Origin of the sequence: Amycolatopsis sp. lyj-84 (assembly GCF_046549075.1) — a bacterium.
GTDB lineage: Bacteria > Actinomycetota > Actinomycetes > Mycobacteriales > Pseudonocardiaceae > Amycolatopsis.
In genome coordinates this window covers 239,868-259,956 of record NZ_JAJPWO010000009.1, presented here as the reverse complement: position 1 = coordinate 259,956, position 20,089 = coordinate 239,868, and the positions used below count along the sequence as shown (strand labels likewise).

The window sequence follows — 20,089 nt, the reverse complement described above, 5'->3', positions numbered from 1 at the left end:
GAACACAATCGGGTGAGAACCGATTCGGCGGACTCGGCGTCTTGCCGGGTGTGAAGGGAACGGAACCGGACGAAGAGCAGCTCGTCCGCCGCACGGCCAAAGGTGACCGCGCGGCGTTCGAGGAGCTCTACCGCCGCACGTCGCCGTGGCTGGCCGTACGCCTGCGCCGTCGCTGCGCCGACGAGCAGATCGTCGCCGAGGTGATGCAGGAGACCTACCTCGCGGTTTGGCGTGCGGCCGGCGCGTTCGCCGGTGCGGCCGTCGGTGGGAGCGCAGTCGGCTGGTTGTGGACGATCGCCGCGAGGCGGCTCGTCGACGCTTTCCGCCGTCGGGCGAAGCACGCGCTGCCGCTGCCGGTCGCGGAGGCGGCCGTGGCGCCCGCCGCTGAAGACGAGGCGCTGGCCGGTGCGGTCGGCGACCACGTCGGCGACGCGCTGCGCCGGCTCGCTCCCGAACTACGGCAGGTCTTGCAGGCCATGGTGCTCGACGGGCTGACCGTCCGGGAGACCGCGGTCCTGCTCGGCGTGCCGGAAGGAACCGTCAAAACCCGCGCCAGGCGGGCTCGGATCGCGATGCGGGAGGCGCTGTCGTGAACAAGGAACACGTGTCCGGACAGCTTCTCGCCGGTTACGTCCGCGGGGACGAAGGCTTGGCCGGTGACGAGGTCTGGGCGATCGAAGCCCATCTCGAAACCTGCGCGGAATGCCGGGGGAGACTGTCCGCGGTCAGCCTGCCCACGGTGTCGGCGCTGGTGGACGACGTCTGGGCGGGGCTGGGCCCGAAACTCGCCGAAACGGGGCCGGGGCGGTCACGGAGCCGGTGGGCCGGGCGGCTGCACACCTGGGTGACGCCGGTGATGCTGCCGTGGCTGGTGATGATCATCCTGCTCCCGGCGACGGGATTCCTCTTGGACTGGGCCGGCTTCACGTGGAGCCGGAACTACTCGTTCGTCCAGCTCTTCTCACCGGTGCTGCCGGTGCTCGGGGTCGCGGTGTCCTGGTCCAAGGGCCTCGATCCCGCTTACGAACTCGTCACTTCCGCGCCGAGGGGCGGGTTCTACCTGCTGCTGCGCCGGACGACGGCTGTCCTCGCCGTAGTGCTGCCGATGCAGGCCCTCGCGAGCTGGCTCGGCGGTGATGGCTTCGGGGGGCTCGCTCTCCTGCCGAGCCTGGCCTTCACCACCGGGACACTCGCGCTCGGCGGGCTGATCGGGGTGACCCGCGCGGCGTATGTCCTGGCCGGGATCTGGGTGGTGGTGGTCCTGGCGCCCGCGGTGGCTTCGCAAGGACGAGCCACCGTGCTCGAACCCGACCTGCTTCCGGTTTGGGGCGTGATCTTCGCGCTGACCATGGCCGTGGTGGTGCTCCGCCGAAGCGCCTTCGGCCTGCTCAGCGGATCCGAACGATGAACGAAGGGGAGAACATGATGCGTGCTGTCGGGGCCGCGGAGGTCGCACCCACGACCTACGCGTGGCAAATCGAGGCGGAGGAACTGAAGGTCCGGGTCGGCAAACGCAAGTTCGCCGTGAACGGGCTCGACCTGGAACTGGGCACGGGGGTGCACGGTCTGCTCGGCCCGAACGGGGCGGGGAAGACCACGCTGATCCGGGCGCTGGCGACGGTGCTCCGGCCGGCGGAGGGAAGGCTGGCGCTGCTCGGTGAGTCCGTCGGGGGGCTCACCGATCAGCGCCGCCTGCGCCGTCGGATCGGCTATCTGCCGCAGAATTTCGGCTACTACAAGCGCTTCACCGTCCGCGAGTTCGTCGAGTACATCGCGTGGCTCAAGGAAATGTCCAAAGAGGACATCCCAGGAGCAGTGCAGCGTTCGATCGAACGGGTCGGCCTCGCCGATCGCGCCGACGACAAGATGAAGACGCTTTCCGGCGGCATGGTGCGGCGGGTTGGGATCGCCCAGGCGATCGTGAACGACCCCGACCTCCTCTTGCTGGACGAGCCGACCGCCGGACTCGATCCGGCGCAGCGCGTGCGGTTCCGGGAACTCATGCAGGAAATGGGGCGTGACACCTGCGTCGTCGTCTCGACGCACCTCGTCGAAGACGTCGCCACGGCGTGCACCGACGTCGTCCTGTTCGAAAACGGCAAACTCGTCTTCCAGGGGACCCCGGACGAAATGGCCGCCGCCGGGACCGCGGAGTACGTCGGCGACAGCCCGATCGAGCGCGGTTATTCGGCGCTGCTCGGGCACGAGCCGGGGAGGGGTAACTGGTGAACACGCGGATTCTGCGGATCGAACTCCGTCGTTCCATCGCACCTTGGGCCACGCTCGCGATCCTCGTCGTCGCGTTCGGATTCCTGTACTCGTTCTCCGGTCCGTGGACGAGATCACCGATCGCGTGGAACGAGCACTGGGTGCCCGCCGCGGAATGGAGCCGGTTCCTGCTGGTGTTCCTGTGGCCGATCGCGATCGGCGCCGGTGTCATCCAGGGGATGCGGGACAGCCGGTCCGGCACGGCCGAACTCATGACCACCCTGCCGCGGCCCGGCTGGCAGCGGGCCGCGAAACTCGCCGGCGCGCTGGGCGGCCTGCTGGTGCTGGGCTACCTGCTGATCTTCGCAGTCGGCGCCGTCCAGGCGATCTTCAACGGCGGGTTCTTCACCTTCGGCTGGCTGCCGATCGTCGTGGTCGGTGTCCTCGGGATGCTCGCGGGCGCCTGGATCGGGCTCGGGATCGGCCGGTTGCTGCCGCATCCGCTGACCGCGCCCGCGGTGGCCGTCGCCGCGTTCGCGGCCGCGATCCTGTTCCAGCTCGCCGCGGGGGAGGGCAGCTTGCTGTCCGGGTTCGTGCCGTTCCGGGTCTCGCTGCTCTCTCCCGCGATGGACGTCGTCGACGATCCGTTCAACACCACCGCGGGCCGGATGGATCTCGGGCAGGTGATCTGGCTCGCCGGACTGGCCGCGACAGGGTTCCTCCTGCTGGCGGTCCGCTCCAAGCGGGCGAAGGCACTCGCCGTCGTCCCCGCGCTGGTGGCGGTCGGGATCGCCTTGCCCGTTCTTCCCGGCACCACGGCCGAAGGCAAGGTCATCGACCCGCACGCGACGGCGATGATCTGCGACGGCCCGGTCTGCGTCCCCCGCATGCTCGAGTCCGAACTGCCCCGTCTCGCCGGGCCGGGCAAGGAGGCGTTACGGCTGCTGGGAACACTGCCGGACGCGCCGGTCAAGGTCGCGGCACAGGACCGGCGGCTGGGCTACGACGAGGTGCCGCCGCGTGCCGCCGACACCGTCTACGTGGACCTGCTGGATTGGTCCGTCCGTTCGCTCTTGGTCCCGGAAGACGTGACGCGGGCGCTGGTCGCCGGCGCCGGGACGCCGACCTGCTACTCCACCCATGGCGTCGACAAGTCCTTTATAGACGAACTCACCGCGCGATCGATCACCTCGAACTGGTTCCTCGGCGAGTGGAAGACGCTGAGCGGCTACTGGAGCGACGAGGTGAAGAACGAGGTCGTCCAGAAGCAGGAGACCTTCCGTGCCCTCCCGGCCGACGTGCAGCGAGAGCGGATCATCGCGGTGCGACAGGCGGGCCTGGCCTGCCGGGGTAACCAGCTCGACATCCTGCTCGGTGGGGCCCGATGAGGTGGGCGGTGCTGTACGCGCGGTCGCGGAGCGTGCCGGCCTCGTTCGCGGCGCTGGTGGTGACCACGGCGGTGATCTGGTTCCTGGCCAGGGACCACTGGTCGATGATCCCGGTTTCCCTGGCGCTCACGGCCGCGGTCGCGGTGATGGCGACCGGGCTGAGCGGACAGGACGCCGATCTCGACCGGACCGCCGCGATCCGGTGGATTCCCCGTCGCGGCCTGCATCTCCTCCTGATCGGCGGCCTCGGTTTCGGCGCCGTGCTCCTGCCCCGGCTGTGGGAGGCGGAGCAGGTGCCGGTGGAGATCATCACGCGGAACGCGGGCGGACTGCTCGGCCTCGCGGGGATCTCCGCGGTGCTGTTCGGCGGGGCCTTCGGGTGGGCGTTGCCGCTGTTCGTGTTCGTCGTCTCCTTCGTGGTCTGGGCCACCACGTCGGGCACGGACACCGCGCACCTGGCGATCACCTGGTTTCTCCAGCCCGCCGGCGTCCCCGCGGCCACGTGGACCGCCGTGGTACTCGGTGTGGTGGGCCTGGGGACCTACGCGGTCTTCGGTAATCGCCGCTGAAGTGTCATGAAAGGGGCTTTCCTGACGGAATTCGTCAGGAAAGCCCCTTTCATGACATCCGCCGGTCAGACGTTCCGGTTGTGCGGGACGAGGTCGAGCGGGTCGTGGTCCGGGTCGTCGACGCCGAGGCTGATGATCCGCGAGGGGTGGATCCGGATCACCGCGCCGTCGAAATGGCCGTCGGCCGTGCGGGCGCCTGTCAGCGCCTCGGCCCGGCCGCGGATCTCGAGGCAGCGGATCCTCGGCGGGTCCTGTGACGGCATGTCGTCCACCACGAACGCGGCCTGCCCGTTGGCGGCCACGTTCCGGAACTTCTTGCTCTTCGCCAGTTCGTAGCCGGTGATGTCGATCGTCCTGGTCTCGGTGTTGTAGGCATAGCCGACCGGGCTGACCTGCAGCGTCCCGTCCGGCTGAGCCGTCGCGAGCCGTCCGAGTCCCTGGGTGGCGAGGTAGTCGAGTTCCGCTTCACTGAACATGGAAGCCAGTGTGCGACCTCCACTTAACTGGAGGTCAAGGGAACAGGCCTTCGCCCCAGAAACCACCTTCGCGTACGCCCGGTGGCACGGCGAAATGAGCGGATCCGGTGTGCTGGAGATACTCCATCATCGCGTCTTTCGATGACAGCGCCTGCTGCATCGGCACGAACTGCTTGCGAGTGTCCCGGTTGAAGGCGAGGAAGAACAGCCCCGCGTCGAGGTGCCCGACACCGTCGGAACCGTCGACGAAGTTGTAGCCGCGCCGCAGGATCCGTGCCCCGTTCAGGTTCTCGTGCGAGGCGAGCCGGACATGCGAATCCTCCGGGATCAGCTTTTCGCCGCCCGCGCCGCCGACGTTGAAGTCGGGCTCGTCGAACTCGGCGGCCTGCCCCAGCGGCGCGCCCGCGCCCTTCGACCGGCCGACGATGCCTTCCTGCCCTCGCAACGATTCCCGGTCCCAGGTCTCGATGTGCATCCGGATCCGGCGGGCCACCAGGAACGACCCGCCCGCCATCCACGGCTGCCCGTCTTCGGCCGTCGCCCACACCTGGTCGCGCAGGACGTCGGCCTCCTCGGCCTTGACGTTGCGCGTCCCGTCCTTGAACCCGAACAGGTTCCGCGGCGTGGACTGTGCCCGCGACGTCGACGAACTGCGGCCGAACCCGAGTTGCGACCAGCGCACCGCCGTGACGCCGAAGCCCAGCCGTACCAGGTTCCGGATCGCGTGCACCGCGACCTGCGGATCGTCCGCGCACGCCTGGATACAGACGTCGCCACCGCTGCGCGCGGGGTCGAGTTTGTCGGCCGGGAACAGGGGGAGATCGATCAGCGCGGCGGGCCGTTTCGAGGCGAGCCCGAACCGGTCGTCGAACAGCGAAGGGCCGAAACCGATCGTCAGCGTCAGCGACGACGCCGCGAGATCGAGGGCCTCGCCGGTGTCACTCGGCGGGGCGGCGGGGGCGCCACCGACGGCGCCGCCCGTCCCGACCTCCCGGCCCGCGGTCATCCGCCGGGCGGCGTCCGTCCACGTGCGCAGCAGCTTGACGAGCTTTTCGCGATCCTTCGTCGTCACGTCCAGCGCGACGAAATGCAGGTTCTCCTGGACCGGCGTCACGATCCCGGCCTGGTGCTCGCCATGGAACTCGACGACGCTCTGCGCGGCCTGTGCCGGGCTGTCCCCGCCGAGCAGCCGGTTCGCCCCGAATCCGGCGGCCGCGCCGGTTCCGACGAGAGCGGCACCCGCTCCCGCCATGCCGAACAGCTTCCGGCGGGAGACCCGGGTGTCCTCCGTCCCGGTCATTGCGCCGCGACCTCCGCGACCTTGCTCAGCGGCTCGCTCAGCGCGTCGACCGCCGACGCGAATTCCTTGATCTGGTCCTGGCTCAGCGCGGTGTACAGCTTGAAACCGTCGCCTTCGCGCTGCTTGTCCAGCAACGCCTGCACGCTGCCGAACTCCTTGTCCAAAGTGGACACCAGGGCCGGGTCCTTCGCCTGCAGGAGCGGGCGCAGCGAGGCGATCGCGGCCTTCGAACCGTCGAGGTTGCCCTGGAAGTCCGAGAGGTCGGTGTGCGAGAACGCCTCCTCTTCGCCGGTGATCTTGCCGGTGGCGATCTCGTCGAGCAGTTCCTTGGCACCGTTGGCCAGGTCGAGCGCGTTCAGTTCGAGCGCGGCCGACTTGGTGACGAGTTCCTTGACGTCGGCGAGCAGCTGGTCGGCGATCTGGGGCGCGTCGGGCTGCAGCCCGCTCACCCAAAGGTCCTTCTCCAGCCGGTGGAAACCGGTGAACTTCTGGCCCGGTTCGAGGTCGGCCTCGCGCGCGTCGATCTTCGGGTCGAGGTCGCCGAACTTCTCGGCCACCGGCTCGACCCGCTCGAAGTAGACGCGGGTGCGGGCGTAGGCGGCCTTCGCCTCGTCGGCCTTGCCCGTCTTCACGAGCGCGACGAACTTGGTGGTCTCCTCGTCGAGCGCCTTGGTGTTGTTCGCGACGTACTCCGCGTAGCTCTTGACCGCCTGCGCCTTCTGCGAGTTCGGGTCGGTCTGCTTCGCACCACCACCGGTGACGGTGAAGTCGCCGCGGAGGCCGTTGCCGGTCATCCCCGGCTTGCACGCGGTCTGGTACTTGCCCGCTTCGGCGACCTCGACGATGAGCCGCCGGTTCAGCCCGGGCGCGATGTTCTCGACCTCGCCCATGATCCGGTCGCCCTCGGCGTAGAGGTAGAACTCGGTGACCTTGCTGCCCTTGTTGGTGATTTCGAAGGTCACGTTGCCCGCGCTCGCGGTGTTCACCGAGACGGCGCACGCGCTGTCCGAGGCTTCGACCTTGATCGGGCCGCCGGCCGCGGCGGGGGTTTCCTCACCACCACCGCAGGCGGTGAGCACCAGGGCGCCGACGCCGGCGAGAGCGGCGAGCGGGAATCGACGGGACACGGTGGTCACTCCTTAACCGCGGCCGCGACGGGAGCCGTCGCGGCCTTCTTCTTGGACCTGAGGAAGAGCGGCAGCACGATCGCCACGTACGCGACCCACGCGACGGCCTGCAGGACCGTCGTCTGCTGCGAATAGTTGAAGATCCCCTTGAGCAGCGCGCCGTACCAGCTGGTCTCCGGCAGCACGTTCGACGCGTCGAACGCGAGTGTGTTCAGACCGGGCAGGAAGGCGGCCTCCTGCAGGTCGTGCAGGCCGTAGCCGAGCACGCCCGCCGCGACGAACACCAGCAGGACGCCGGTGATCGTGAAGAACCTGCCGAGGTCGAACCGGACGGCGCCGCGGTAGAGCAGGTACGCCAGCACGACCGCGGTGAGGATGCCCGCGGTGAAACCGATCAGCGGTTCGGTCGTCCCGCCTTGGGCGGTCTGCACGGTCGAGTAGAAGAACACCGCCGTTTCCAGGCCTTCGCGGCCGACGGCGAAGAACGACAGGACGAGGACGGCGACCGGGCCCACGTTGAGCGCTTCGTCCAGCTTCCCGCGCAGTTCGGCGGCGATCGTCCTCGACGCCTTGCGCATCCAGAAGATCATCGCCGTCACGAAACCGACCGCGACGATCGACAGGGTGCCGCCGAGCAGTTCCTGCTGCTCGAAGGACAGCTGAGCGGTGGAGTAAGTGAGGATCGCGCCGATCCCGACCGACAGCAGGACGGCGACGCCGACACCGAGCCACACCCAGCGCAGCGCGTGCTTCCGGTCGGTCTTGACCAGGAACGCGACGAGGATGCTGACGACGAGGGCGGCTTCCAGGCCTTCACGCAGGCCGATGAGCGCACTCGCGAACCACACGTCGTTCTCCCTGGTCGTCTGACTGAACCTCCTGGTTTTAGGTAAGCCTTGCCTGAAAGTCCAGCTCAGCCGAGGGATGGTGAATGTGGACGAACCGCTTGAACGGGCCTTGATCGGACGGGCGCGCGGAAAGCATCCGCAGGTCAGCGCGCACCGCGCGGATCACATAACGAATCGGCGCCACGACCGCCGGTTTACCGTCCGCTGACCTGCTCCTCCGAATGGGTCATCCCCCGGCAGTGTGGCGAAGTAACCTGACCGGGTGGCCGAAACCACCCAGTCGAGCATCGACGCCCCGGAGCACCCAGCGCGCCCTCTGCCGCCGTACGTCCCCAGGCTCGCTTTCGCGGGCGGGCTCGTGCTGACCGGCGTGGTGCTGATCATGACCGTCGGGATGAGCCGGCCGGGTGGGGACGAGCCGCCCCCGCCGGCGGAACCGCAGCCCGCGCTCGCGGTTCCCGACCAGAAACCGCAGCCTGGGGTGGCGACGCCGCGAGCCGGGCTGGCCGCGCCGCCCGACCGGCCCACCGTTTCCGACGCGGCCGAACTCGAGATCTGGGCGAACCGGGTGGCCGCGAAGACGCGGCTGTCCGCCACCGACCTTTCCGCTTACGGACGGGCGGAGATGTGGCTTCGGCGGCAGAAGCCGGGCTGTCACCTCTCTTGGGCGACCCTCGCCGGTGTTTCCCACGTCGAGACGGCGCAGGGCAGGCCCGGCCCGATCACGCTCACGCCCGATATCTGGGCCAAGCACGCTGTCCGTGCCACCAGTGACGGGAAGCCGCCGGATCCGAAGAACCTCGATGACGCCGCCTTCGCCACCGCCCGCTACCTGTGCGCCGCCGGCGACGACGTCGCCACCCCGGAGGGATGGTGGAAGTCGATGCGGATGTTCAACCCCGCCGTTCCGTACGCCCAGGAGGTCTTCAGCGCGGCCGACGCCTACGCGGACGCCAGCGTCGCGCCCTGATCCTCGAGCACCAGGTCGAAGTTGAGCGCGGCCGCCATCCGGTAGGCGTCGCCCGCCGCGACGACCAGCTGCGCCATCGGGTCGACGACGTTCCCCGCCGCCCAGACGCCGTCCACATTCGTCCGGCCCTGCGCGTCCACCGCGACGAAACCGTCTTCGGTGCGCGCGCAGCCGAGCTGGGCGAGCAGCCGGTCGTGCGGGACGAACTTCGGGCCGACGAACACGACGTCGCGTTCGACGAGGTCGCCGTCGACGAGCCGGACCCCGGCCAGCCGGTCGTTTTCGACGGCGAGCTCGGACACCTTCCCGTCGACGATCCGGATGCCCAGTCCGGTCAGCTTCGCCCGGTCGTCCGCCGAGATCTCCTGGGTGTGCGTGAAGAACGTCAGGTCCTTGCTCCACTGCCAGACGATCAGCGCCTGGTGGACCGACTTCTCGGAGGTCGCGAGCACGCCGAAGCGCTGATCGCGCACTTCCCAGCCGTGGCAGTACGGGCAGTGCAGTACGTCGGTGCCGAACCGCTCCGCGACACCGGGGACGTCCGGCAGTTCGTCGGCCAGCCCGGTGGTCATCACGATCCGGCGCCCGCTGACGACCCGGCCGCTCGCCAGCTCCACCGCTTTGTCGTGCCGCAGCCGGTGGACGACGTCGTCGATGAGTTCCACGCCGTATCCGCGCACTTCGTCACGGCCTATCGCCAGGAGTTCTTTGGGCGGGATGCCGTCCCTGGTCAGGAAACCTTGCGCGTGCGCGGCGGGCGCGTTGCGCGGCGTCCCGCCGTCGATCACGGCGACCTTCCGCCGCGCCCTGCCCAGTACCAAGGCCGCGCTGAGGCCCGCGACACCACCGCCGATGATCACCACGTCGAATTCGTTGCTCATGGTCCCGAGCATCCGACTTCCGTCGAAATCTGGCAAAGTTCATTGCCGGTTTGGCAAACTGGGGGCATGCAGGACATCGAACGGCGGCTCGCCGAGGTCGGCCCGAAGCTCAAGCAGCTCCGCAAGGAACGCGGCACCACCCTCTCCGCGCTCTCGGAGGCGACGGGGATCTCCGCCAGTACGCTTTCGCGGCTCGAATCGGGTACCCGGAAGGCCACCCTGGAGCTGCTGCTGACGCTGTCGGAGGCGCACAAGGTCCCGCTCGACGAACTGGTCGGCGAACCCGAGCCGTCCGATCCGCGGGTCCGGATGAAACCGCAGAAGTTCGGCAGGTTCACCGCCTGGTCGCTGAGCGCGCAGCCCGGTCAGCCGCAGGCGTTCAAACTGCTGATCCCGGTCGAGAACATCGAACCGGTGCAACGGACACACGAGGGCTACGAGTGGATGTACGTCCTCAGTGGACGGTTGCGGGCGGTGCTCGGCGACCGTGACTTCACGATGGGGCCGGGCGAGGCCGCCGAATTCGACACGCGGGTGCCGCATTGGTTCGGAAGCGCGGGGCCGGGGCCGGTGGAACTGCTGGTGCTCTTCGGCAAGCAGGGTGAGCGGGCCCACCTGCGGGCCAAGTCCACCTGAGAACCGGCGTCAGTCGCGCAACGCGATCCGCGCGCTGACCTCGCTGATCGCCTCCAGGTACTCCGGGATCGGGTGCATCGCCGACGCGATCCGCATCTGCGCGAGCGCCTCGGTCAACCGGCCGAGGCGCTGGAGGGTCCGCCCCAACACGAACCGGGCGTAATGATCGGTGGGGTCCAGCTCCAGCACCCGGTTGAAGGCGCGCTCGGCCCGCCGCAACTGTGCGGAGTGGAAGTACGCGCGGCCCGCCAGCAGTTGCACGCTCGGTTTGTCGGTTTCCTCCTCCAGCAACGGTTGGAGGGCCTTGAGGGCATCGAGCGGCCTGCGGCTTTCGACCAGGGCCTCGGCCTGTCGGAAGGCACGGAACCGCGATTCGCCGGACGAGTCCGGACCAGGTTCTGGGGCGGGTTCGGCATCCATCATGGTCCGCTCCACGATACCCCTGGGCAGGGCCGTTCACGAGGAGCTGAAACGGTCATGGTGGACTGTCTTGCCATGAGCAGTGCCGAAGAGGACAGGCCCGAATACCTCGGTCTCGCGCCGTACCTCTACTACGCCGACGCGACCGAAGCGGTCGCGTGGCTGGTCAGAGTGTTCGGGTTCACCGAGGAGGTGCGCTTCGCCGACGCCTCCGGTGAGGTGTTCCAGGCCACGCTGTGCGCCGGTCCGGCGAAGATCCAGCTGGCCGGGGTCGGACCCGAATACTGGGACGGCAAGGGTGTCGACGGCCCGGTCGGCCAGCTGAACATCATCTACGTCGCCGACGCCGACGCGCAGTACGAGCGGATTCGCGCCGCCCTCGGCGACGACGCCGACCTCGACGCGCCTCAGGATCAGCCCTACGGCGCCCGCGTGTTCACCGTCTCCGACATCGGCGGCAACAGCTGGACCTTCTGGCAGCAGTTCTCCGACACCGTCGAGTTGCCGTCGGGCTGGCGTGAAGTCCGCGCAGGTGAACCAGTCGCCGAGTAGGTCCTGTGTGGCGCGTGCCTCCAACGGGTGAACCGTGCCGACGGCTAGGCTGGGGCCGGTCACCGCAGGCACAACCCACATGAGGAGCATGGCGTGGCGCTCATCGAGCAGGTAGGCGCTCGCGAGATTCTTGACTCGCGAGGCAACCCGACGGTCGAAGTGGAGGTGGCTCTCGACGACGGCACGCTGGCGCGGGCCGCGGTCCCCTCGGGTGCGTCCACCGGCGAACACGAAGCCGTCGAGCTGCGTGACGGCGACACCGGCCGGTACAACGGCAAGGGTGTCGAGCGCGCGGTCGCGGCCGTCCTGGACGAAATCGGCCCGGACCTGGTCGGCACCGACGCCGTGGACCAGCGCATCGTCGACCAGAAGCTGGTCGATCTCGACGGCACCCCGGACAAGGGCCGCCTCGGCGCGAACGCCATCCTCGGTGTTTCGCTCGCCGTCGCGAAGGCCGCCGCCGATTCGGCCGAATTGGAACTGTTCCGCTACCTCGGCGGGCCGAACGCGCACGTGCTGCCGGTGCCGATGCTGAACATCCTCAACGGTGGCGCGCACGCCGACACCGATGTGGACATCCAGGAGTTCATGATCGCGCCGATCGGCGCCGAGTCGTTCCGCGAGGCCCTGCGCTGGGGCACCGAGGTCTACCACTCGCTGAAGTCGGTCCTGAAGGGCCGCGGCCTGGCGACCGGCCTCGGCGACGAAGGCGGCTTCGCGCCCAGCCTGAAGAACAACCGCGAGGCGCTCGACCTGATCCTTCAGGCGATCGAGAAGGCCGGGTACGCCCCGGGCCGGGACATCGCGCTCGCGCTCGACGTCGCCGCGACGGAGTTCTACTCCGACGGCGCGTACACCTTCGAAGGTGCGAAGAAGAGCGCCGAGCAGATGTCGGCCTACTACGCCGAACTGCTGCGCGACTACCCGCTCGTGTCCATCGAGGACCCGCTGAGCGAGGACGACTGGGACGGCTGGGTCCAGCTGACCGCCGAGGTCGGCGAGAAGGTCCAGATCGTCGGCGACGACCTGTTCGTCACCAACCCGGACCGCCTCGAAGAGGGCATCACCCGCCGCGCCGCCAACGCGCTGCTGGTGAAGGTCAACCAGATCGGCACGCTGTCGGAGACCCTCGACGCGATCTCGCTGGCCACCTCGTACGGCTACAAGTCGATGATGAGCCACCGGTCCGGCGAGACCGAGGACACCTTCATCGCGGACCTCGCCGTCGCGACCGGTGTCGGCCAGATCAAGACCGGCGCTCCGGCGCGCGGCGAGCGGATCGCCAAGTACAACCAGCTGCTCCGGATCGAGGAAACCCTCGCCGACGCGGCGCGCTACGCCGGCGACCTGGCATTTCCCCGGTTCAGCGCCGAGGGATAACGAGCTATGGCGGACCGGGGGAGGGCGCGGACCCGTCGTAACGGGCGCGCGGAAGGCGGTGGCTCCGGCAGGGGCCGCCGTCCGGAGCGCGCCCGCCGTACGACGACGACGGAGGTCCGCGCCCGAACCCGGCTGCGCCGCAGCCTGGCGGCGAAACGGGCATCGGGTGCCGCGAAGGTGCTCGGCATGTCCACCACCCGCCGGGCCGCGGTGGTGGCGATCGTGGTGTGCGCGCTCGCGTTCACCATCGCCGTCCCGCTGCGCACGTACCTCAGCCAGAAGTCCGAGGTGACCGAGCAGCAGCAGCTGCAGTCCGAGCTGCAGCGGAGCGTCGCCCAGCTGGAAGGCCGCAAGGCCGAGCTGAGCGACCCCGCGCAGATCGAGGCGGAGGCGCGTAAACGCTTCGGTTTCGTGAAGCCCGGCGAGACGCCGTACATCGTGCAGCTCCCCGAGGACAAGGCGCCCGAGCAAGGGCAGCCGCAAGGCCAGCAGCCGGTGCCCGCGGGCTCCTGGTACGAGAAGCTGTGGGATCAGGTCGCGGGCGACTGAAGCTCTCCCTTTAGCCTTATGGGCGTGAACAGCACGGAAAAGTCTTCATACGACCCTGTGACCGACGCCGACCGCGAGATCATCGCGGAACAGCTCGGCCGGGTACCCCGTGCGCTGCGTGCCGTCGCCGCGCGCTGCCCGAGCGGTCACCCGTCGGTCGTGCAGACGAGCCCCCGCCTCGACGACGGCACCCCCTTCCCGACGCTCTACTACTTGACCTGCCCGAAGCTGACCTCGATGGTCGGCACGCTCGAGGCGTCCGGGCTGATGAAGGAGATGACCGACCGGCTCGCGGAGGACCCCGAGCTGGCGGCCGCCTACCAGCGGACCCACGAGAGCTACCTCGCCGAACGCGACGCCATCGATTCGCTCGGGCACGAGGTCAGCGCGGGCGGGATGCCCGGACGCGTCAAATGCCTGCACGTCCACCTGGCGCACACACTCGCCGTCGGCCCCGGGGTGAACCCGTTCGGGGACGAAACCCTCGCGCTGCTCAAAGCGAACGGCTGGCCGTCGGGTGACTGCCAGGGGTAACACCTGCCCCTGCTGTACAGATAGTTCCTCCAGGTGGGTTAATTCACCCGTTGTCGACCAACTGGTCCTCCCCTATGGGGTGAAACCGGTCACCGCATGCGGCAGGCTGTGCACCAGTTGCGGGTTGTCGGGGTGGGCAAGTAACGGATCGCCGAGTCGTGATCCGCCGGGAGGGTTCTGAGGTATGCGCGTGAGGCACGTGCCAGGCGCGGTGACCGGTGCTGTATCCATGGGCTCTCGCCTGAGACACGTACCTCGAGCCGCCCGGAGACTCTGTCTCCGGCACCGCACGATCGCCGCGGTGACCGGAGGTGTCCTCGCCATCGTCCCCGCCTGTGCCGCGGTCGTCGGTGCCGGCAGCTGGGCCGCGACGGCGAGCACGATCCATTCGGACAACGTCGCCCTCGTCGGCGGCTATGACCCGAAGAACCCGCTCGTCCACCAGATCGGCGTCGACGGCAGCCTGCCGAACGCGCCGACGCCGCTCCCGCTCCCCGCGGACGAACTCCCCAACGGACCACTCGGCATCCCGGTCACCGCGCTCGCCGCCTACCGCAACGCCGCCGACATCCTCATCGCCGAACAGCCCGGCTGTCACATCGACTGGGCGCTGATCGCGAGTATCGGCCGGATCGAGTCCAACCACGCGCGCGGCGGCTACGTCGACGCCAAGGGCAACACCCTCGAACCGATCCTCGGCCCGCAACTCAACGGCGCCGGCCCGTTCGCGGCCATCCCGGACACCGACGGCGGCAAGTACGACGGCGACACGGTCTGGGACCGCGCCGTCGGTCCGACGCAGTTCATCCCCTCCACCTGGAAGGGCTACGCCTCCGACGGCAACGGCGACGGCGAGTCCAATCCGAACAACATCTTCGACGCGGCGCTGGGCACCGGCCGGTACCTGTGCTCCGGTGGGCTCGATCTGTCCAAACCGGACCAGTTGCGCACGGCCGTCTTCCGCTACAACAACTCCGACACCTACGTGAACACCGTGCTGATCTGGGCCGAGGCCTACCGCACGGGTGTGCTGCCGACACCGGACAGCAGGGTGCCGATCGGCGCGCCGAACGCCGGGGCCGCCCCGCCGCCCGCCTCGGTGCCGCCGCCTCCGGTGCCGTCGACACCGCCCGGTTCGGTGACGCCTCCGCCGTCTTCGACCCAGCCGGGGACGAGCTCTTCTTCTTCGTCGTCGAAACCGCCGACAAGCTCGAAGCCGCCGCAGTGCCCGACGTCCACCGTGACGGAGACGGTGCCGAGTCCGACCACGAGCGCGACGACCACGGCCCCGACCACGCCGCCGACGACCTGTTCCTCGCCGACGACGACCACAACGACGACGACGGTGTCATCGAGCAGCAAAGCCCCCGACCCCACCTGACCGGGGTTGTCTATCCATCCACGCCCCTGCCACCACCCTCAGGGGAGGAGCTTCGCTCCGCTGTAATCTCCAGGCATGCCTCGTGTTGCCGCGATCGACTGTGGGACCAACTCCATCCGCCTGCTCGTCGCCGAGCTGACCCCGCGTCACGACGGGACGGTCGACCTGCGCGACCTGCACCGCGAGATGCGGATCGTCCGCCTCGGCCAGGGTGTGGACGCCACTGGCAAGCTGGCCCCCGAGGCGCTCGAGCGCACCCGCAAGGCACTGGCCGACTACGCGATCGCCGCGCGCCGCAAGGGTGTGGAGAAGGTCCGCATGGTCGCGACGTCGGCGACTCGCGACGCGAGCAACCGCGACGAGTTCTTCGCGATGACGCGCGAGGTGCTCGGAACCGAAGCCGAAGTGATCAGCGGCGACGAAGAGGCGCGGCTGTCGTTCACCGGCGCCGTCGGCGAGCAGGATCCCGACGACGGTCCCTTCGTGGTGGTCGACGTCGGCGGTGGCTCGACCGAACTCGTGGTCGGCACCTGGGACGGCCGCAAGGCGGAGGTCATCGCGGCGAAGTCGGTCGACATCGGGTGCGTGCGGATCACCGAACGCGCGCTGAAGTCCGACCCGCCGACCGCGGACGAGATCGCCGAAGCCCGTGAGCTGGCCGCCAAGGTGCTCGCCGAGGCCTTCGACGTCGTGGACGTGTCCACCGCCAAGACGTGGATCGGTGTCGCCGGGACGGTCACGACCCTGACGGCCGTGGCGCAGGGCCTCTCGGAGTACGACTCAGAGCGCACCCACCTTTCCAAGCTCTCCCGCGCCGACATCGACCGCGTCGCCCAGTCGCTCCTCACGGCCGACCACGCGACCCGTGCCGCGAACCCGGTGATCCACCCCGGCCGGGTCGACGTGATCGGCGGCGGCTCGGTGATCGTGCAGGTGCTGGCCGAGCAGTTCGCCACGCGCAGTGGTCCCGGCGAACTGGTGATCTCCGAGCACGACATCCTCGACGGGATCGCCCTGTCGCTGGCCTGATCGCCCGGTTTTCTCTTACGTGAAGCCATTTCTTTCGGTGATCAAGTGGTGACCTCCAGTCCGGATTAGGCCGTTCGGCGCAACCCTGTTCCTACCAACGTTGTGCTCTAACCGGGTGGTCCGGCACACCGTCACACATTTGCAACGCCAACGCACTGTGATCGGCTTCACCTGTCCCATAGCGTCGTCTCACCTTCTGGGCGGTAGGGCGCGACCAGCGCTCGCCGGACTATCCGACGACGAGAGTTGGAGGGGACATGCGGGCTTCACGCGGGTTCTGGGGAGCGACGGCGGTGGTGGCCACGGCGGCCCTGCTGCTGACGGCCTGTGGAGGTGGTGGGTCCAAGGAAGACAAGGGATCCGGTGCCACCGACGCCAACGCGGCGGTTTCGGTCTACGGCACCGAGCCGGAGAACTCGCTGATCCCCGCCAACACCAACGAACTCGGCGGGTCCAAAGCCCTCAAGCCGGTCTTCTCGGCGCTGGTCGGCTACAAATCCGACACCGCCGAGCCGTACAACCTGATGGCCGAATCGATCACCACGACCGATTCCAAGGTCTTCGACATCAAGATCAAAAAGGGCTGGAAGTTCCACGACGGGACCGAGGTCAAGGCCAAGAACTTCGTCGACGCGTGGAACTACAGCGCCAACGGCAAGAACGGCATGCAGAACGCGTCCTTCTTCGAGCAGATCCAGGGCTACGACGAGATCAGCGCGAAAGAGCCCGCCGTCAAGGAGATGTCCGGGCTCAAGGTCGTGAACGACTACGAGTTCCAGGTCACCCTGAAGGGCCCGTTCTCGGTGTTCGCCACCAAGATCGGCTACCTCGCCTTCGCGCCCCTGCCGGACAAGTTCTTCGCCGACCCGGAGGCGTTCGCCAAGGCCCCGATCGGGAACGGACCGCTGAAGTTCGTTTCGCGCACGCCGAACCAGAACATGAAGCTCACGCGGTACGACGAGTACCAGGGCGAGGACAAGGTCAAGTTCAAGGACCTCGAAGTCCGCATCTACACCAGCCAGGAAACCGCGTACCAGGACCTGCTGAGCAACCGCCTCGACTTCATGGAGGCGCTCCCGCCCGCTGCGAAGGCAGGCGGGAAGTACAAGACCGACCTCGGTGACCGTCTGGTGGAAGGCAAGCTGCTCGGCATCGCCGCGCTCGCCATCCCGTACTACGTCCCGGGTTACGACAACCTCGACCTGCGCAAGGCGATCGCGCTCGCGATCGACCGCGAGCAGATCGTCAAGACCGTCATGAACGACACCTACGCGGCGGCCGACGGCTACGTGTCGCGCGGTATCGAGGGTTACCGGCCGGGCGTCTGCGAGTTCTGCAAGTTCGACCCGGTGAAGGCCAAGGAGTACTGGGCGAAGTCCGGGTACACCGGCAAGCTGACCATCGCGTCGAACGCCGACGGCGGCCGTAAGGAACCGCTGGTCGCGGCGTGCAACAGCATCAAGAACGCGCTCGGCGTCGAATGCGACTTCGTCCCGGCGACCGACTTCGGCCAGTGGCGCAGCATCGTCAACGGCCGGAAGCTGACCGGGATGGGCCGTTCCGACTGGTCGGCCGACTACCCGTCGATCGAGAACTACCTGAACCCGCGCTACAAGAGCACCGGTTCGTCGAACGACTCGACGTACAACAGCCCGGCCGTCGACGCGCTGCTGAAGCAGGCGGACCAGACCGCCGACAAGGCGGCCGCGATCAAGCTGTACCAGCAGGCGGAGGACCAGATCGCGAAGGATCTGCCGCAGATCCCCGTGTGGGAGGAGAAGGGCGTCGGCGGCAAGTCGAACCGGCTCAAGGTCGCGAAGCTCGACTACGGCCGTCTCGCGGACTACTCGTCCATCGAGGTCGCCGCGAAGTAACCGTGTGGTCGTGCCGGCCGGGAGTGGCGGATCACCGCTCCCGGCCGGCCGGAACCCCAGCTCCCACCACGCGATCTCCAGGACGGCACGCCCATGTCCCAGTACATCCTCCGTCGACTGCTCCAGCTCATCCCGGTCTTCTTCGGCACCACTTTCCTCATCTACGCGCTCGTGTGGGCGGTACCCGGTGACCCGTTCGCCGGCAAATGCGGTCAGGTCGCCTGCCCGCCCGCCTACATCGAGATGATGACCGCGAAGTTCAACCTCGACGATTCGATCTTCGTCCAGTACTTCAAATACCTCGGGAACCTGTTCACCGGTGACTGGGGCGAGACCTTCAACGGCGTCTCGGTCGGCGAGCTGATCGGGAACGCCTATCCGGTGACCGTGCGGCTCGCGCTGATCGCGGTGGCCATCGAGGCGATCATCGGGCTCTCCGCCGGCATCCTGACCGGCCTGCGCGGCAAGGGTTTCCTCGACAACCTCGTGCTGATGTCCACCACGTTCCTGATCTCGATCCCGGTGTTCGTCACCGCGATCGTGCTGCAGATCATCCTGGGTTCGGAACTGGGCCTCATCGAGGCGAGCGTGTCCGAGGACGCCACGGTCGGCGAACTGATCGTGCCGGGAATCGCGCTGGGCAGCCTGTCCATGGCCTATATCGCCCGGCTGATGAGAACGAGTATCGCGGAGAACCGGCACGCCGACTACGTCCGCACGGCCGTCGCGAAAGGACAGCCGCGCAGCCGCGTCGTCGGTGTTCACCTGCTCCGGAACTCGGTGATCCCGGTGCTGACCTTCATCGGCACCGACATCGGCGCGCTCATGGGCGGGGCCATCGTCACCGAAGGCGTGTTCAACATCAACGGCATCGGCGGGCTCATCTTCCGCGGTATCCAGAACCGGGAGGGCGCCACCGTCACCGGCGTCGTCGTCCTGCTGGTGATGGTCTATCTGCTGGTGAGTCTCACCGTCGACCTGCTCTATGCCGTTCTCGACCCGAGGATCCGTTATGACTGACCCGAACGTGGCCGGCGGCGTGTCCTCCGTGGACGTCGCCGCCGCCGGTGTCGCCGACGATTCCGCGGTGGCGCACAAGCCGCGCAGTCTCGGCGGCGACGCCTGGCGGTCCCTGCGCCGCAAGCCGTCCTTCGTCATTTCCGCCGTCATCATCGCGTTCGTCGTGCTCGTCGCGATCGCTCCCGACCTGTTCAGTTCGCGTGCGGCCGGGTTCAGCGATCTGACCCACGCCAACGAAGGGCCGTCCGCGGACGCCTGGTTCGGCTACGACAACCAGGGCTACGACGTCTACGCGCGGACCATCCACGGTGCGCGGGCGTCGTTGCTGGTCGGTGTCTTCGCGACCGTGCTGACGATCCTGATCGGCTCGATCGTCGGGATCGTCGCCGGGTACTACGGCCGTCTCGTCGACAGCCTGTTCTCCCGGATCGGCGACATCTTCGCGGCGTTGCCGTTCGTGCTCGGCGCCATCGTCATCCTGACCACGTTCAACGCGCCCGGCACGAACCCCGGCGCGGTCACCATCATCGTGCAGGTGGTCGTGTCGATCGCGGCGCTGAGCTGGCCGGTCGCGATGCGCATCATGCGGTCGGCGACGCTGGTGGCCAAGCAACTCGACTACGTCAAGGCCGCGCGCGGGCTCGGCGCGAGCACCCCGCGCATCGTGTTCCGGCACCTGCTGCCCAACACGGTCGCCCCGGTGCTGGTCTACGGGACCATCGCGCTCGGCGCGTTCATCGGCGCGGAGGCGACACTGGCCTACCTCGGTGTCGGCGTGCGGCCACCGGTCGTTTCGTGGGGTGTGATGATCAGCGACGCGCGGGACTACTTCCGGGTGAATCCGCACATGTTGTTGTTCCCCGCCGGGTTCGTCACCGTCACCGTGCTCGCGTTCGTCATGCTCGGTGACGGGATCCGCGACGCGCTCGACCCGAAGGCCCGGTGAT

The 20,089-nt window shown here is 68.4% G+C and carries 22 protein-coding genes; 16 read left to right on the top strand and 6 right to left on the bottom strand.

Going from position 1 to position 20,089, the window contains the following annotated elements; all coding sequences use genetic code 11:
* Positions 1–50 precede the first annotated feature (50 nt).
* The 5 genes from ACLJRM_RS27215 to ACLJRM_RS27195 are packed head-to-tail and all read left to right on the top strand — an operon-like array spanning position 51 to position 4,165.
* Positions 51–593 carry an RNA polymerase sigma factor gene (locus ACLJRM_RS27215; protein ID WP_101610602.1) on the top strand — a complete coding sequence of 181 codons (543 nt, stop codon included), beginning with the start codon at positions 51–53 and terminating at the stop codon, positions 591–593.
* Complete coding sequence (locus ACLJRM_RS27210) at positions 590–1,408, top strand: zf-HC2 domain-containing protein (RefSeq protein ID WP_101610601.1); 819 nt, start codon at positions 590–592, stop codon at positions 1,406–1,408. Before ACLJRM_RS27215 ends, ACLJRM_RS27210 begins: the two co-directional genes overlap by 4 nt.
* Positions 1,409–1,425: 17 nt before the next feature.
* On the top strand, positions 1,426–2,229 hold the full coding sequence (locus ACLJRM_RS27205; protein WP_410664637.1) for an ABC transporter ATP-binding protein: 804 nt from the start codon (positions 1,426–1,428) through the stop codon (positions 2,227–2,229).
* Positions 2,226–3,596, top strand: a complete 1,371-nt coding sequence (locus ACLJRM_RS27200) for a hypothetical protein (protein WP_410664636.1) — start codon at positions 2,226–2,228, stop codon at positions 3,594–3,596. The genes ACLJRM_RS27205 and ACLJRM_RS27200 overlap by 4 nt, the downstream gene beginning before the upstream one ends.
* Positions 3,593–4,165, top strand: coding sequence for a hypothetical protein (locus ACLJRM_RS27195; protein ID WP_410664635.1), 573 nt, complete (start codon positions 3,593–3,595; stop codon positions 4,163–4,165). The genes ACLJRM_RS27200 and ACLJRM_RS27195 overlap by 4 nt, the downstream gene beginning before the upstream one ends.
* 65 nt (positions 4,166–4,230) lie before the next feature.
* Here ACLJRM_RS27195 and ACLJRM_RS27190 read toward each other — a convergent pair whose 3' ends face one another.
* The 4 genes from ACLJRM_RS27190 to efeU are packed head-to-tail and all read right to left on the bottom strand — an operon-like array spanning position 4,231 to position 7,916.
* A complete protein-coding gene (locus tag ACLJRM_RS27190) occupies positions 4,231–4,641 on the bottom strand; it encodes a PPOX class F420-dependent oxidoreductase (protein ID WP_101610599.1) in 411 nt (136 codons plus the stop codon).
* A 34-nt stretch (positions 4,642–4,675) separates the two neighbouring features.
* Positions 4,676–5,941: an iron uptake transporter deferrochelatase/peroxidase subunit gene (gene efeB / locus ACLJRM_RS27185; protein ID WP_410664634.1), complete on the bottom strand. Its 1,266-nt coding sequence runs from the start codon at positions 5,939–5,941 to the stop codon at positions 4,676–4,678.
* Positions 5,938–7,068: an iron uptake system protein EfeO gene (efeO, locus tag ACLJRM_RS27180; protein WP_410664633.1), complete on the bottom strand. Its 1,131-nt coding sequence runs from the start codon at positions 7,066–7,068 to the stop codon at positions 5,938–5,940. The genes efeB and efeO overlap by 4 nt, the downstream gene beginning before the upstream one ends.
* A gap of 5 nt (positions 7,069–7,073) precedes the next feature.
* The gene (gene efeU, locus ACLJRM_RS27175; RefSeq protein WP_410664632.1) at positions 7,074–7,916 is read right to left on the bottom strand and encodes an iron uptake transporter permease EfeU; all 843 of its coding nucleotides are present in this window, start codon (positions 7,914–7,916) and stop codon (positions 7,074–7,076) included.
* A 262-nt stretch (positions 7,917–8,178) separates the two neighbouring features.
* On the opposite strand from efeU, the gene ACLJRM_RS27170 reads away from it, so the two are divergent.
* On the top strand, positions 8,179–8,886 hold the full coding sequence (locus ACLJRM_RS27170) for a murein transglycosylase (RefSeq protein ID WP_101610596.1): 708 nt from the start codon (positions 8,179–8,181) through the stop codon (positions 8,884–8,886).
* On the opposite strand, the gene ACLJRM_RS27165 is transcribed toward ACLJRM_RS27170, so the two are convergent.
* Positions 8,859–9,779, bottom strand: coding sequence for an NAD(P)/FAD-dependent oxidoreductase (locus tag ACLJRM_RS27165; RefSeq protein ID WP_101610595.1), 921 nt, complete (start codon positions 9,777–9,779; stop codon positions 8,859–8,861). The genes ACLJRM_RS27170 and ACLJRM_RS27165 overlap by 28 nt on opposite strands.
* A 54-nt stretch (positions 9,780–9,833) precedes the next feature.
* On the opposite strand from ACLJRM_RS27165, the gene ACLJRM_RS27160 reads away from it, so the two are divergent.
* Positions 9,834–10,403 carry a helix-turn-helix domain-containing protein gene (locus ACLJRM_RS27160; protein ID WP_101610594.1) on the top strand — a complete coding sequence of 190 codons (570 nt, stop codon included), beginning with the start codon at positions 9,834–9,836 and terminating at the stop codon, positions 10,401–10,403.
* A 9-nt stretch (positions 10,404–10,412) separates the two neighbouring features.
* Here ACLJRM_RS27160 and ACLJRM_RS27155 read toward each other — a convergent pair whose 3' ends face one another.
* The gene (locus ACLJRM_RS27155) at positions 10,413–10,826 is read right to left on the bottom strand and encodes a tetratricopeptide repeat protein (RefSeq protein WP_101613510.1); all 414 of its coding nucleotides are present in this window, start codon (positions 10,824–10,826) and stop codon (positions 10,413–10,415) included.
* A gap of 72 nt (positions 10,827–10,898) precedes the next feature.
* On the opposite strand from ACLJRM_RS27155, the gene ACLJRM_RS27150 reads away from it, so the two are divergent.
* The 9 genes from ACLJRM_RS27150 (at position 10,899) to ACLJRM_RS27110 (ending at position 20,088) form a co-directional block, all read left to right on the top strand.
* Positions 10,899–11,375, top strand: a complete 477-nt coding sequence (locus ACLJRM_RS27150) for a VOC family protein (RefSeq protein WP_410664631.1) — start codon at positions 10,899–10,901, stop codon at positions 11,373–11,375.
* Positions 11,376–11,468: 93 nt separating this feature from the next.
* Positions 11,469–12,755, top strand: a complete 1,287-nt coding sequence (eno, locus tag ACLJRM_RS27145) for a phosphopyruvate hydratase (protein WP_101610592.1) — start codon at positions 11,469–11,471, stop codon at positions 12,753–12,755.
* A gap of 186 nt (positions 12,756–12,941) precedes the next feature.
* Positions 12,942–13,304 (top strand): FtsB family cell division protein, encoded by a 363-nt coding sequence (locus ACLJRM_RS27140; RefSeq protein ID WP_101610591.1) that lies wholly within the window; start codon positions 12,942–12,944, stop codon positions 13,302–13,304.
* A gap of 18 nt (positions 13,305–13,322) precedes the next feature.
* Positions 13,323–13,838, top strand: coding sequence for a DUF501 domain-containing protein (locus ACLJRM_RS27135; RefSeq protein WP_369862179.1), 516 nt, complete (start codon positions 13,323–13,325; stop codon positions 13,836–13,838).
* Positions 13,839–14,022: 184 nt separating this feature from the next.
* A complete protein-coding gene (locus tag ACLJRM_RS27130; protein ID WP_410664630.1) occupies positions 14,023–15,219 on the top strand; it encodes a lytic transglycosylase domain-containing protein in 1,197 nt (398 codons plus the stop codon).
* A 75-nt stretch (positions 15,220–15,294) separates the two neighbouring features.
* Complete coding sequence (locus ACLJRM_RS27125) at positions 15,295–16,248, top strand: Ppx/GppA phosphatase family protein (protein WP_101610589.1); 954 nt, start codon at positions 15,295–15,297, stop codon at positions 16,246–16,248.
* Positions 16,249–16,505: 257 nt separating this feature from the next.
* Positions 16,506–18,122 (top strand): ABC transporter substrate-binding protein, encoded by a 1,617-nt coding sequence (locus ACLJRM_RS27120; RefSeq protein WP_101610588.1) that lies wholly within the window; start codon positions 16,506–16,508, stop codon positions 18,120–18,122.
* A 93-nt stretch (positions 18,123–18,215) separates the two neighbouring features.
* Positions 18,216–19,142 carry an ABC transporter permease gene (locus ACLJRM_RS27115; protein WP_101610587.1) on the top strand — a complete coding sequence of 309 codons (927 nt, stop codon included), beginning with the start codon at positions 18,216–18,218 and terminating at the stop codon, positions 19,140–19,142.
* Complete coding sequence (locus tag ACLJRM_RS27110) at positions 19,135–20,088, top strand: ABC transporter permease (RefSeq protein WP_101610586.1); 954 nt, start codon at positions 19,135–19,137, stop codon at positions 20,086–20,088. The genes ACLJRM_RS27115 and ACLJRM_RS27110 overlap by 8 nt, the downstream gene beginning before the upstream one ends.
* The last annotated feature ends 1 nt before the right edge of the window (position 20,089 follow it).